Source organism: Lysinibacillus sp. NPDC095746 (assembly GCF_044763535.1).
In the GTDB taxonomy this organism is placed as follows: Bacteria; Bacillota; Bacilli; order Bacillales_A; family Planococcaceae; genus Lysinibacillus.
This window is the reverse complement of record NZ_JBIWGL010000001.1, coordinates 168,233-182,430: the sequence shown is the minus strand read 5'-3', so window position 1 is coordinate 182,430 and position 14,198 is coordinate 168,233. Positions and strand designations below refer to the sequence as shown.

14 protein-coding genes are annotated in these 14,198 nt (G+C 36.8%); 7 read left to right on the top strand and 7 right to left on the bottom strand.

Going from position 1 to position 14,198, the window contains the following annotated elements:
* Positions 1-34: 34 nt before the first annotated feature.
* The 6 genes from ACIQ7N_RS00900 to ACIQ7N_RS00875 form a co-directional block, all read right to left on the bottom strand.
* A complete protein-coding gene (locus tag ACIQ7N_RS00900; protein ID WP_402929609.1) occupies positions 35-1,108 on the bottom strand; it encodes a HAMP domain-containing sensor histidine kinase in 1,074 nt (357 codons plus the stop codon).
* Entirely contained in the window at positions 1,105-1,782 is a 678-nt protein-coding gene (locus ACIQ7N_RS00895) for a response regulator transcription factor (RefSeq protein WP_402929607.1), read from the bottom strand. Before ACIQ7N_RS00895 ends, ACIQ7N_RS00900 begins: the two co-directional genes overlap by 4 nt.
* A gap of 17 nt (positions 1,783-1,799) precedes the next feature.
* On the bottom strand, positions 1,800-3,554 hold the full coding sequence (locus ACIQ7N_RS00890) for an ABC transporter ATP-binding protein (protein WP_402929605.1): 1,755 nt from the start codon (positions 3,552-3,554) through the stop codon (positions 1,800-1,802).
* 274 nt (positions 3,555-3,828) lie between these two features.
* Positions 3,829-4,131, bottom strand: coding sequence for a zinc ribbon domain-containing protein (locus tag ACIQ7N_RS00885; protein WP_402929603.1), 303 nt, complete (start codon positions 4,129-4,131; stop codon positions 3,829-3,831).
* Between the two features lie 20 nt (positions 4,132-4,151).
* Positions 4,152-4,559: a zinc ribbon domain-containing protein gene (locus ACIQ7N_RS00880; RefSeq protein WP_132359108.1), complete on the bottom strand. Its 408-nt coding sequence runs from the start codon at positions 4,557-4,559 to the stop codon at positions 4,152-4,154.
* Positions 4,560-4,570: 11 nt separating this feature from the next.
* A complete protein-coding gene (locus tag ACIQ7N_RS00875) occupies positions 4,571-4,945 on the bottom strand; it encodes a DUF2085 domain-containing protein (RefSeq protein ID WP_402929602.1) in 375 nt (124 codons plus the stop codon).
* Positions 4,946-5,291: 346 nt separating this feature from the next.
* Between ACIQ7N_RS00875 and ACIQ7N_RS00870 the strand changes: the two genes are divergently transcribed.
* The 4 genes from ACIQ7N_RS00870 (at position 5,292) to ACIQ7N_RS00855 (ending at position 7,755) form a co-directional block, all read left to right on the top strand.
* Entirely contained in the window at positions 5,292-5,867 is a 576-nt protein-coding gene (locus ACIQ7N_RS00870) for a MarR family winged helix-turn-helix transcriptional regulator (RefSeq protein ID WP_402929600.1), read from the top strand.
* Positions 5,860-6,192 (top strand): hypothetical protein, encoded by a 333-nt coding sequence (locus tag ACIQ7N_RS00865; RefSeq protein WP_402929598.1) that lies wholly within the window; start codon positions 5,860-5,862, stop codon positions 6,190-6,192. Before ACIQ7N_RS00870 ends, ACIQ7N_RS00865 begins: the two co-directional genes overlap by 8 nt.
* On the top strand, positions 6,176-7,438 hold the full coding sequence (locus tag ACIQ7N_RS00860; protein ID WP_402929596.1) for an MFS transporter: 1,263 nt from the start codon (positions 6,176-6,178) through the stop codon (positions 7,436-7,438). The genes ACIQ7N_RS00865 and ACIQ7N_RS00860 overlap by 17 nt, the downstream gene beginning before the upstream one ends.
* 167 nt (positions 7,439-7,605) lie before the next feature.
* Positions 7,606-7,755, top strand: coding sequence for a hypothetical protein (locus ACIQ7N_RS00855; protein WP_402929595.1), 150 nt, complete (start codon positions 7,606-7,608; stop codon positions 7,753-7,755).
* A gap of 216 nt (positions 7,756-7,971) precedes the next feature.
* Here ACIQ7N_RS00855 and ACIQ7N_RS00850 read toward each other — a convergent pair whose 3' ends face one another.
* Positions 7,972-9,978: a multicopper oxidase family protein gene (locus tag ACIQ7N_RS00850; RefSeq protein ID WP_402929593.1), complete on the bottom strand. Its 2,007-nt coding sequence runs from the start codon at positions 9,976-9,978 to the stop codon at positions 7,972-7,974.
* 740 nt (positions 9,979-10,718) lie between these two features.
* On the opposite strand from ACIQ7N_RS00850, the gene ACIQ7N_RS00845 reads away from it, so the two are divergent.
* From ACIQ7N_RS00845 to asnS, 3 genes are all read left to right on the top strand, one after another.
* On the top strand, positions 10,719-11,201 hold the full coding sequence (locus tag ACIQ7N_RS00845; RefSeq protein ID WP_402883205.1) for a cell wall elongation regulator TseB-like domain-containing protein: 483 nt from the start codon (positions 10,719-10,721) through the stop codon (positions 11,199-11,201).
* A gap of 16 nt (positions 11,202-11,217) precedes the next feature.
* Complete coding sequence (locus tag ACIQ7N_RS00840) at positions 11,218-12,411, top strand: pyridoxal phosphate-dependent aminotransferase (protein ID WP_402929591.1); 1,194 nt, start codon at positions 11,218-11,220, stop codon at positions 12,409-12,411.
* Between the two features lie 380 nt (positions 12,412-12,791).
* On the top strand, positions 12,792-14,087 hold the full coding sequence (gene asnS, locus ACIQ7N_RS00835; RefSeq protein ID WP_402929589.1) for an asparagine--tRNA ligase: 1,296 nt from the start codon (positions 12,792-12,794) through the stop codon (positions 14,085-14,087).
* Positions 14,088-14,198: the final 111 nt, after the last annotated feature.

Below are 14,198 nucleotides of genomic sequence, written 5' to 3'. Positions count from 1 at the left end.
CCTAATAGACTCGTGCAGACGAAGAAAGAATCACCTATTCGTTTGCACGAGTCTCATTGATTTCTAATGGCAGTGTTACAAAAAATGTTGTAAATTCAGCTGGTATACTTTCAACAGTAATTATTCCGTTATGCATATCGATGATTTTCTTTACAATAGATAGTCCTAAGCCACTTCCGCCATTCTCCGTAGTTCTTGATGGGTCTGCTTTATAAAATCTTTCGAATACATGCTTTTGTTGTTCTACTGTTAAACCGATACCGTTATCATGAATGTTGATAGTGATTGTATCCATTTGTTTTGTCATAGATACCGTAATGGTGCCAGCAGCTGGTGTGAATTTAATGCTGTTGCTTAGTAAATTCATCCATACTTGATTCATTAAATCTTCATCAGCCATGACCGAAATGTTTTCTAATTGCATATCCATGTTGATATTTTTGACTAGCCAATTTGGCTCCAGCGCTAGTACGACATTACGCAATTGCTTATCGAGTCGGTAATGCCTTGGCTCAAAGGGATGGTGTTGTGATTCTAACGACGTTAGCTTTAGTAAATTGTCACTAATTTTTGATAGCCGATTACTTTCCATCTCAATGATGGCTAAATAATGCTGTCGTTTATCCTCAGGGAGGTCAATGTTTTTCAATGCTTTAGCAAAGCCATTAATAGATGTTAGAGGCGACTGAATTTCATGAGATACATTCGAGATAAATTCTTGACGCATTCTTTCCATTTCACCTAATTCGACTGCCATATGGTTGATGCCATGTATTAATTGACCAAATTGATCTTCGTCATCTGTTTTCAGATCTAATTTAACAGTAAAATCACCTTTAGCAATCCTGCTTAATGCATTTACAATCGTATTCCAATAGTTCCGTTGTCTTTTTAGCCCTATTAAAAAGCTGATGATGGCTGAACAAGCAAAGAGAACAAAAACACCAACTACCGTCCATAATTGCAGCCAAAAACCTTGTGGATGTTTACCTAACCAATCATAAATCCAGGATGTTATGTGGTAGGAAATAAAAGCAAAGAAGATGCTAATGATAAGAAGAAGCATTAAAGTTAAAAAAAGCTTTAAAAAATTTTTTAGTCTTTTCATGAAACAAGTTCCAATCGATAGCCTAGGCCGCGAATTGTACGAATAGAGAATCCGCTTGTTTCTTGGGGGAAACGTTGACGAAGTCTTTTAATATGAACATCGACTGTCCGTTCATCACCTTCATAATCATATCCCCAAATTTCTTCGATTAACTGTTCACGTGAAAAAGTTTTTCCGGCATAGCTTGCTAACGTAAATAATAGTTCAAATTCCTTTAAACGAAGTGTTAAAGACTCACCGTTATACAAGACTTCATGTGTATTTCGATTTAACTTAATATTGCCAGCTTCAACAAGTTGAGATAGGGAAATATGGTATCTTTTAAGTATCGATTTCACACGGACAATCAACTCTGCTGGCTCAAATGGTTTAACAAGATAATCATCTGTTCCAAGATGAAAACCCTTGACCTTTTGTGACGTTTCTCCCTTTGCGGTTAACATTAAGATAGGTAGATTATCATTAAATGAACGTATTTCTTCGCATAATTCCCAGCCGTTCATCTTCGGCATCATGATATCCATAATAATCATATCCACCTTATCAGCATCCAATTTGGACAGTGCATCCACACCGTCCGTAGCTTCAATTACCTCTAAGCCTTCATTTAGTAAAAATACTTTAACTAATTCCCGAATATGCGCATCATCATCTACTACTAATAGTTTTGTCATGCTAACAAATCCCTTCGTTATTCCTCTTTCATACGTAATTGTTGCTTGGCAAACTCCCGATACATATTATGCGTTTTAAATAGAGTATCGTGTGTGCCACTGCCCGTAATATGTCCTTTTTCCACAAAAAGTATTTGATCTGCATCTACTACTGTCGAAAGACGGTGTGCAATGACAAGCGTTGTTCTACCTTGCATTAAATTATCTAAAGCTTTTTGAACATAAATTTCCGATTTACTATCTAGACTAGATGTTGCTTCATCTAGCATTAATATTTGAGGGTCACGCAAAAGTGCTCTTGCGATAGAGATTCGTTGTCGCTGACCACCAGAAAGCTTAATGCCTCGTTCTCCTACCTCTGTATCAAATTGCTCTGGTAATTCATTGATAAATTGATCGGCATAGGCCATTTTAGCAACTTTATTAAGTTCTTCATCCTGCACTTCTCTGTCAATGCCATAGCAAATATTTTCACGAATGGTACCAGACAGCAGTGCACTCTCCTGAGCAACGTAGCCGATTTGGCTTCTCCAAGAATGCAGCGAGTACATGTTGATAGGGGTTTTTCCAAGTGTAATACGTCCGTTAACAGGATGATAATATCTTTCTAACAGAGAAAATATTGTTGTTTTTCCCCCGCCACTAGGTCCTACGATGGCCGTCACTTGACCTGGTTCAATGGTAAAATTAATATTCGATAAAATTAGGTCTTCTCCATAAGCAAAGTCAACATTTTTTACATAAATCGGTTGAACCACTTTTTCTACTGTGTGTCCTTCGAAAATATGTTCTTCCTCATGCTCAAGTAATGCACTAATTCGCTCCGTAGCACCCATTGCTTTTTGAAGCTGTGTAAAGAACATCGTTAATTGGGTCATCGGCATAATAATTTGGATTAAATACAAAATAAAGGCCACCATGTCGCCTGCTGTAAGCTCTCCTGAAGAAACGCGTATACCGCCGTAACCAATAATGACCACAAGGACTGACATTAAGACAAACGAAATGAGTGGTGAAATCAGAGCATGGATTTTGGCTTCTTTTAAGCCAAACGTAAAGAGATTTGTAATTCCTTTCATGCCACGTTTATATTCTATATTTTCGGCATTTGAAGCTTTTACTAATCGTGTCTCAGGTAGAACTTGATTTAGCACGGACGTAAATTTTGCAGTCTCATCTTGCATTCCTTTTGAAATAACAAACATGCGTCTTCCTAACAACATTAAAATAATCATAGCAAGCGGAACAGCAATTAGCATGACTAAGGTCATTTTCCAGTCTAAGATTAATAGAATGATGATTGATCCAATAATAGATAGTACGCCTGAAAAACAGTTCGCAAGATGTTCCGTAATGAGATCCTTAACAACAGCTGTGTCATTCGTCACACGGCTTAATGTTTCACCTGTATCGTTCTCATCGTAATAAGGAATTGGTAAATGAAGTAGCTTTCTCCAAAGTTGATCTCGTAATTTCGCAACAACATGATGTCCGACACGATTTAAATAATAAATGGAAAGTCCACCCGCAATAGCCTGCGCGATAAATGCAATCCCTAACAAAAGTATTTGCCAATAATCAAGGGATGCTAATGAAAATCCATCGACTAATTTTTTTGTAAATAACGGAACGATAAAGCCTACGCCCGTAGTTGCTAAACTCATTATTAATGCAATAATTAAAAGCCATATTGGTGGTTCAGCCTGTTTGACTAAGCGAATAAAGCGCCGCCAATCCTTCAGTTTTGTCGAATCTTTTGATGCCTCCTGCACAGTAAATCCTCCTTTGATTTCATCAACAATAAAATATGAATCTTTTATATGACTAACTATAGCATGGCAATATGAACTGAATATGAAATGAGGAGATAATGAGGATAGGTAGTATGGTTATTATATTAAATAAAGGAGTAACTATGAAATGAGGCTGGACATAAGTAAATTTTTAGGATGGAAAAAAATACATCAGAAAAGCGCGAGGAATCAATGTTTTAAAATTGATGTCCCGCGCTTTCTAAGATGTCGACTAGCTAATTCCTAGTTTTTTTTAATAATTATACTCGTCCATAGAACCAAGCACAAACATTAGTATTCCAAATAAAACCGTTAATACTACATATAAACCTATTGCAATCAACGCCCATACTAAAGCAGATTTAGCTGCTTTAGGCTTATCACCTTTCCATACAAAATACATAATAATCCCTAAAAGCGGTGTACAACAAAAGGAAAGGATATTAATAGCTATATTTGGTTTATCCTCTTCGGATGTATTATGTACACGAACACCACATTTTGGACAAATTTCTGCTTGTGCTGCAATTTCTTCACTACAGTGTGGACAAAACATTTAAATTATACCTCCTAAAATTAAAAGAATTCCCATTTTCCTACTGCTTTTCTTTCATATATTTTTTTCCCGATTAAATAAGCATCAATTAAAATGGGTATACCAACCATAATGAATCCTATAGGAAAAGGAATGAAAATAATGAATATTATTGATATAAATAAGCAAAGAAATCCCTTACCAATTTGATTATTAATGATTTGGCCTACACCAGGTATTAGAAAGGTAAGTAATGTAGGAACTAGTGGATGAGTACCTTTTGAAGAATTTTTTAAAATAATACCGCATGAAGTACACATTTCTTGTAAAGCATTTAATTCATTCCCACAATTATGGCAGTAATTATACACTTTGAATTTTCTAACACCACAATTTGTGCAAATTTCTGCGTGTTCTGATAGATTGGATGCACAATATGTACAAAACATTTTCAGTCTCCTTAGTTAAAAATTAATGAACCAATATATTCTCCTTTTTTATAGAGATACATAGTTAGTTTCCAAAATAAGAGAGCGGCGTGTAAAATCATAAAAACAATGCCTATTCCCCCGAGTATTCCCGTTACTAATCGCCGATTATTAGTACTAAGCCATTTATTAAATAATTGTCCCGTTCCGTCTATAATCATAGGAATTGTTAAAATAAGCGCATAAAAAAAGGGTAAAATTTTAAATAATGCCAATATAATGCCAATTACATATCCTATACAAATTCCTGTACAACGTGCGCAAATTGGAAATTGAACACCTCTATAAAAAAAAGATCGGCTTGGTAATCTATGGCAAAGGAATAAAAGTTGAAAATATCGATTCACGAAATCACCTATTTAATCAAGTTTTTCAATAAAAGGAAACACCGAATATAATATACTATAAAAAGAAATATTGGTAGTACCTTCAATGATAAAAATTACTTTTTACATATTTAGAGATTAAATGAATAGGTATTTATTCCTGCGTTAAATTTTTCTAGCTTTTTTTTAAGGGGAATGATGAAAATAAGTTCCTTTTTTTGGAGGAATACCATATAATATTATAAACCGACAGTCGGTCTATTAAATGTTGTTTTATTTAAAAAATATAATAGTCACCATGTTGACGTTAATAATGCCATTGTGTATTATTTAGTAAACATGGTGACTAAATAGCGAGGTGCTACATATGGATTTACAGCTTTTATTGAAGGAATTGCATTTTATGCAGCAAAGTTATGCGACATTGTTTTCAGTTGTCAATAAAGTCCAAATAAAAGGAGATGAATATTTAGAGGTATTAACGTCGAGACAGCATATGGCTCTTATTGCTATTGCGCATTTACCAGTAGAAAATACAACACTCGTAAATATCGCCAAAAAGCTTGGTACAACTAAGCAGACTGCGAATAAGTTAATAACGAGTCTTGTGAAAAAAGGATATGTCCAAACGGTACCAAGTAAATTAGATAAAAGGTCGATCAATGTCGAGATTACCTCAGAGGGAAAAACAGCTTTAATTGCTTGTTCGGAGAAGTCTACTTACTTTTTAGCAGATATCTTTAAAGACTTTACAACAGAGGAAATTGAAACATTATGGAAGCTATTACAAAAACTCTATCGCTTTGACGGTGAGGAACTAGACGGATATGAAGAAACGGTAAATATGGAGATCGCGGAGCCAAAACAGATTTCAGACTTCCAAGAGAGAGTTTTTACGGAGTTATTAAAAAGACGATATGGAGATGAAGAACGCCGTGACTAAAGGAGCTATAACATTTTTTTACCTTCAAAAAGCAAAAGATACTAAGCAGAAGTTACAAGAAAAAGTTTACCTTATGAAACGTAAAATAAAAAAATCTACGTTTGAGGTTAAGGAAAAATTTTATCGGAAATCAAACATTAATCGTACTGGAAATTATGTATCCATTATCGTAGGGGTCTTATCGCTAATAATGTCTTGCTATGTGCAAATAGAATGGCTCATTTGGTTAAGTACTATCAGTATTTTTAGTAATGTCTTTCTTCTTACAATCAAACGCGCAATGAATGGTAAAGGAAGGGGTCAAATGAATGGAATCACAAAATAAAAGCAAAGGCTTTTCAAAAGATTTTAATCTTATGGTGATTGGGCAAATTATTTCTATATTAGGATCTGCGCTTTTAAGGTTTGCCTTATCACTTTATGTACTAGATATTACAGGACGTGCAGATCTTTTTGCGGTACTATTTGCGATATCGAGTATCCCAATTTTACTAGCACCGCTAGGAGGAGCAGTTGCTGACAGGTTTAATCGACGCAATTTAATGGTGATTTTTGATTTTACGAGTAGCATAATCGTTTTTATTTTCTTTGCAATGCTAGCTTATGGTAATAGTTCTATTTGGCTTATTGGTGTTGTGATGGTGCTTCTTTCCTTTGTTAGTGCTATGTATGCACCAGCAGTGATGGCCAGTATTCCAGTACTTGTAGAAGAGGAGAAACTAGAGCAAGCTAATGGAATAGTCAATGGTATTCAATCATTGTCTAATGTAGCTGCGCCTGTATTAGGCGGAATACTTTACGGTTTAATAGGCTTAAAAGTGCTTGTCATAGTGAGTGGTGTGTTCTTTTTCCTTTCTGCTATATTAGAGATGTTTATCCATATACCATTTATGCAACGAGAACAGGATAGACATATTATTCCGACGCTTGTAAATGATTTGAAAGAAGGCTTTAGTTATGTAGTGAAGAAATCTTTTATATTCAAATGTATGATTTTAGCTGCATTATTAAATTTATTTTTAACACCGCTGTTTGTCGTAGGTGTACCGATTATTCTACGTGTTACAATGCAAAGTAGTGATACATTGTATGGAATAGGGATGGGATTAATCGATTTTGCTACAATTTTAGGCGCTTTATCAATGGGGTACTTTGCGAAAAAAATGGGTATCAATAATTTATACTTTTGGGTGTTTATCACAGCTTTATTGATTGTTCCAATGGCTCTAGCAGTTACGCCACTCATCCTTCATATAGGATATTATCCGTCTTATACTTTATTTGTCGGTAGTGCGCTTGTTATAGCTATGATTTTGACCGTTATTTCAATATATGTGATTACACTTGTACAAAAAGAAACGCCTAATGAAAACTTAGGGAAGGTCATGGCTATCATCATCGCCGTTTCACAATGTATGGCACCGATTGGGCAAATATTGTATGGCCTTTTATTTGAAGCATTTAGTGTTAAAGTCTACGTTCCTATTTTAATGATTAGTATTGTCATGGTAATGATGGCCATTGCAACAAAGAGAATTTTACGCTTTGAAAAGAGCGAGGTAGCAGAATAATTCATAAGAAATCTATTGCACAATGTTTTACTTTTTAATATTGAGCATTTTAAACAACATTAAATACTGACAATCATTTTCATATGATTAACCTTTGAGTCCCTTAATGCACAGCAAAAGGGGCTCTTTTTTTAGATAAAAGAAGTAGATGTGTTGCTTAGGGAAGTATGACCAAGCAAAAAGCTTTAATTGAAGCAGGGGGCGTACGTATTCGCCCAATTTTTATGACAGCAATTGCAACAATGGGTGCATTAATCCCGATAGCATTTTCGAATGAAACTGGGATGATATCAAAGATTCCTTCTGTTGTGGTTTAGGCCGACTATCTACTTCCGTTTTTTAACATTGTTTATCGTCCCTATTCTTTATTGTCAAAAAGGAATAAAATCATAGAGAGGTAGGGACGTAAGTATATTTTCAAAAAAGATTTTCCTCACATTAGAAAAACGCGAGAAATCATGTTGCTAAAATTGATATCTCGCGCATTTTAAGAGTTTGCTTCAGTTTTGTCCGAGCCTTTTATATTGGTGATATTAGTACCATCTTCTCCGACGCCTCGCAGGCATTCTTTGTCGAGATTGAAACTCGTCAGACGGGAAGATTGGTTGAGGGATGCTTTCAATATCGGAACGAATAATTTGATGTTGCGGAAGTTCTATTTTTGAAACTGTGATATTTTGAGTATTGTTCAAGAGAGGTGAGGATAGCTGATTATATTCTACATTGTCTTCTAAATAAGCTGTTTCAGTAGATGTAATGTTTTGCGTACTAGTTAAGAGAGGAATAGTTTGCGGAGTATATTCTATTTCGTCTTCTAAAGAAGCTTGAGAGTATTCTACAATTTCTTCAACTGGCGTGCTGTGTGGAGAAGTGTTCAAGAATGGTACAGTGTGCTCATTATTGCCCGTTACAATAGTAGAGTCCTCATGTTGCCGTTGCGCATGCTTTATTTCATGCTGGATTTCAGCATGATGTGGCTCTTCCACAGGGTGAAATTCCTTCGTGACGAGTATTGGTCGCATCATGTCATGATCTTCATGTTCTAGGAAATGACAATGCCACATATATTGGCCGACATGATCTTTCCAATGCATAATAATTTTCGTAACCTTCCCTGCTTCCGCTTTTACAGTATCCTTCCAACCTTGCTCATAGTTATGCGGTTTTTCAGGGGGGCCTGTAAATTCCAGTCTACCTTCAGTTTGATATAGCTCCATATCGAAAGGGCGTCGTTCTAGTATTTTAAATTGTATTAAATGTAGATGAATAGGGTGATCAAACTTCGTGGCATTTATAAAATTCCAAATTTCTATACTATCAAGTGCAGGCTTTTCGGTAGTAGGATCATGATACATACGATTATTTAATAAAAACATTGGTCGACCAAAATCGTCTGTCATAACAGTTAATGGTAAATGTCTCTCGATATGTGCATCGTGTGAATGTAAATCCGTTGATACTGCGAGTCTTTCTGGTATTTCACTAGTATCCTCACACTTTAGAGGAAGACACACTCTAAACTGCATGATTACCCGTGTATGTTCATCAATGAAATCTTCATCAGAATTGACTAACATTATTTCCTGACCTTCATATGATGAAAAATCGACTATAACATCTGTTCGTTCTGCCGGCAATAATTCGACAGATTGAATTTCTTGAGGCGTAGTTAAAAAGCCTCCATCTGTTCCGATTTGTATCATAGGCTCACCGTTTGAAAGGCTAATGACATAACCTCTTCTATTGGAACCATTGAGAAAACGAAATCTATATTTACGAGGTTCGACATTTAAATATGGCCAGACCTTCCCGTTTACAACGATGGTATTACCAACAAAGCCAGGTGTAATAGATGGATGAACGGAAACTGGGAATGGTGGTTCATCTGGATAGAAAAGTGAGCCGTCTTCATTAAACGATTTATCTTGTATTAAGATGGGATACTCATAGTCACCACAAGGGAGGTTAGAACGCTCCTCAAGCGAATCTCGAAGTAAATAAAAACCGGCTAATCCCGCATACACATTTAAACGAGTTAGTGCCATTGCATGATCATGGTACCACAGAGTTGCGCCGGGTTGATGATTAGTATATTCATGTATTTCTTTAGTGAATTTTGGACCTGTTTGTGCATAATCTCTTGTATACCATGCATCGGGATGTCCGTCACTCTCCCAATCTACATTTGCGCCATGTAAATGTGTAACAGTTCTTACTTCCTTTGAATCGTTTGCCGCATGCAGTGAAAAATCAACGGGTAAAAAGTGATTTAAGGGCAATTGATTTATATATCTAACATAAATGCTTTTGTCTTTTGTAGCCTCAATTGTCGGTCCGGGATAAAGTCCGTTATAGCCCCATATGATTGATTTTGGGAAATCTTTATGGAAAGAATGCTCTGCTTGCATCATTTTAAGTTCATAATAATTTTTTCTCTGTTGGCCTTTATAATATTTAGGTTTAGCGGTAACCGGTTTTGGTAGCTCATCCACAAATTTTGGTATTGTCTCTGGATCTGTAGGATTAACTTCTTTAGTCAAAACATCACGTCCCTTTTCAATTCTTAAAATTGCTCATTACCTCATCATATGGGTAAAAACAATAGGCAACTAGGACAATAATGGAGATAATTGTACTTATAAAAAAATATCTCCATTTTAATTATTTCAGCAAATATCATTTGTGCCGAAAGCGAGGGATAGGACAATGTCTCCACCTCGATAGGTGGTGAGATAATTGCGAATAGAAGTTGCTTTTCAGACGGTGCCCTAACATTTGCTGAAATAGAAGAACTCAGTCTAAGAACGCCACGGCCCGTGGCAATTTATGTGTAAAAGCGAAGCGACAGCAACAGGTGTGGGCATGCCCGTTTGTATCAATTACAAAAAATTTTATATCAATGCTTGTAACAGTGCTAAATGACCGTCGTCCTACTTTGTTTTTTTATAGATTATCATAGGATTTTAGCGATAAATTTTGCTTCCTATTTGCAATTGTGAATAGGAATTTTTCCATTGAAAGGGTTTTCTTTCTTAAGGGCTGCACGAAAAAGAAAAAAATTACTATCCGAATCATTTGAAAACGTTATTCTATCAACGTACAATATATGAAATTAAGAAACACGACAGCACAAAATTGTTGTATAATGTTGTGGTATGAGGAAAGAAAGCAGGTTGGCAAAAATGGAAAGCAAAATGAATGTACACGCAGTTATAGACATGCAGAAGCATCAGGCAATCGTGTTAAAGAATACGCTAGATGTGAAACTTAAGGTGAATATATGAAAAACTGGTTGATTTTCATTTCTGTCTTTATGGTTTCATTGTCACTTGTCATTAGTATTTTAGTACTCTGGAAAGCCGAGGCTCCATTCCGTTCAATTGAAGAGCAGGCTGAACAGTTGGCACTCGATGCCAAAGCCCTCGCAATTGTCTCGGAGTCTTACACATATAATGGCAAACATTCGTATGTCACTGTGTTCGGGGCAGATGAATATGGTGATAAAAAAGCTGTCTTTGTTCCGACGAATCTAAAAGCAGATTCAATTAAGGAAGTACTTTTAAAAGATGGTATTACGGAAAAGCAGGCATTATCGGTTTTGAAAAAAGAAGGCAATGTACAAAAAGTCCTTAATATCAAATTAGGCTATGAGGAGCCAGGTGCTGTTTGGGAAATTACATACCTAAACGATCACGATAAGCTCAACTATGTCTATATTATGTTTAAGGACGGCGACTGGTGGAAGCGCATTACGAATTTATAAGAGGAGTAGATCTCGTATGAAAAATTTATTAGCAAACCGTGTAAAAACTTTAACACCTTCTTCAACTTTAGCAATTACTGCGAAAGCAAAGGAATTAAAAGAACAAGGTATTGACGTTATTGGTCTAGGTGCTGGTGAGCCTGACTTCAACACGCCACAAAATATTTTAAATGCTGCCATTGACTCGATGGAAAAAGGTTTAACAAAATATACACCTGCTGGCGGTCTTCCAGTACTTAAGAAAGCGATTATCGATAAACTTCAACGCGACAACAATCTTACATACAAGCCGAATGAAGTAATTGTAGGTGTTGGAGCAAAACATATTCTGTATACTTTATTCCAAGTGATTTTAAACGAGGGCGATGAAGTTATTATTCCAATTCCTTATTGGGTATCTTATCCTGAGCAAGTAAAATTAGCGGGCGGTGTACCTGTTTATGTTGAAGGAACACGTGAGCAAGACTATAAAATTACTGCGGATCAATTAAGAGCTGCTGTGACAGATAAAACAAAAGCAGTTATTATTAACTCTCCTAGCAACCCATCAGGTATGATTTATTCTCGTGAAGAGATTGCTGAAATTGCTGCTGTGGCAGAAGAAAAAGATATTTTAATCGTGTCAGATGAAATTTATGAGAAGCTTGTATACAATGGTATTGAGCATTTTTCAATTGCACAGCTATCTGATGCAGTGAAAGCACGTACAATCGTTGTAAATGGTGTTGCAAAATCTCACTCTATGACAGGCTGGCGTATCGGATATGCTGCAGGGGATGCGGACATTATTAAAGCAATGACCGATCTTGCATCGCACTCTACATCGAACGCAACAACAACTGCACAGTATGCAACAGTGGAAGCGTATAATGGACCACAAGACGCTGTAGAAGAAATGCGTCAAGCATTCGAATCTCGTCTTGAAAAAATTTATCCACAGTTAAGTGCAATTCCTGGCTTCAACGTTTTAAAACCGCAGGGTGCATTCTATTTATTACCAGATGTAGCAGAAGCTATGGCTCACACTGGTTATGATTCAGTAGATGCATTCGCTTCGGATATTTTAACAGAAGCAAACGTAGCAGTGATTCCAGGTTCTGGCTTTGGTGCACCAACTACAATGCGATTATCTTATGCTACATCTTTAGACTTATTAGAAGAGGCAGTCCGTCGAATTGATACATTTGTAAAATCAAAATGGCAAGACTAATCCTTTTAACATCTTTCAGCAGATCTTTTTTGTACCGAAAGCGTAGCGACAGGTACAGAAGTCGCCCACCTCTATAGGTGGTGAGATGAATGCGAATGTAAGCTATTTTTCAGAGGGGGTCCAAACGCCCGCTGAAATAGTGGAACTCAGTCTAAGAACGCCACGTCCTGTGGCAACGACTGAGTGACCAACATCTTGTTGGCCTAAAGCCTCCGGCGGATGTCATGGAATCGGAAAGGAGTTCTTAGGGGATGTTAGCCTAAAACCATCGCATCCATGCGATAACGGCTAACTGACCTGCGTCATGCAGGCCTAAGCACAAAGCCGATTCCAGACGCAATTATGCCAAGGCACAATTGATTGAACTTTGGAGGATTTCTATGAAAAAAATTATGATTCAAGATATGCCAAAGCATATCGGTGAAACCGTCAAGCTAGGAGCTTGGTTAGCAAACAAACGATCAAGTGGGAAAATTGCCTTCTTACAATTACGTGATGGGTCTGGCTTTGTTCAGGGCGTTGTTGTAAAAGAAGAAGTAGGCGAAGAAATTTTTGCCATTGCAAAAGGTATGTCCCAAGAAACTTCAATGTACATTACGGGCGAGGTTAAAGCAGATGAGCGTTCAAGCTTTGGCTGTGAAATTGCTGTAACTGGTATTGAAGTACTACATGCTGCAACTGATTTCCCTATTACGCCAAAAGAACATGGTCCAGAGTTTTTAATGGACAACCGCCACTTATGGCTACGTTCTCGTAAGCAACATGCGATCATGAAAATTCGTAACGAAATTATTCGTGCAACTTACGAGTTTTTCAACGACAATGGCTTTACAAAAATGGACCCACCGATTTTAACTGGGTCAGCTCCAGAAGGTACTTCTGAGCTATTCCACACAAAATATTTCGATGAGGATGCCTATCTTTCTCAATCTGGTCAACTTTATATGGAAGCGGCTGCGATGGCATTGGGTAAAGTGTTCTCATTCGGTCCTACATTCCGTGCAGAAAAATCTAAAACACGTCGTCACTTAATCGAGTTTTGGATGATTGAACCAGAAATGGCATTTGTGGAATTTGAAGAAAACCTAGAAGTGCAAGAACAGTATGTAGCGCACATTGTGCAATCAGTTCTGGCAAACTGCAAATTAGAATTAGAGCGACTTGGCCGTGATACTTCAACACTTGAAAATATCAAAGCACCATTCCCTCGTATTTCTTACGATGATGCTATTAAGTTATTACATGAGCAAGGATTTGACGATATTGAATGGGGCGATGATTTCGGTGCACCACATGAAACAGCAATTGCTAATTCATTTGATAAACCTGTATTCATCACTTGTTACCCAGTAGGCATTAAGCCATTCTACATGCAACCACATCCTGACCGTGATGATGTAGTATTATGTGCAGATTTAATTGCACCAGAAGGTTATGGTGAAATAATTGGTGGTTCTGAGCGTATTCACGACTATGATTTATTAAAAGCACGTCTTGAAGAACATCAATTATCTTTAGATGCTTATGCATGGTATTTAGAGCTACGTAAACAAGGTTCTGTACCACATTCAGGCTTCGGTCTAGGATTGGAGCGTACGGTGGCATGGATTTCTGGTACGGAGCATATTCGTGAAACGATTCCATTCCCACGTTTACTAAATCGTTTATACCCATAAGTAATACCTAGTTTTGGTTTAGGTTTTGCTGCACGTCAAAGCAGTTAAAATTAAAAAAAGTCGCGTAGTGATGTGTCTACGCGGCTTTTCTACTTACGATAGAAAAAGGAG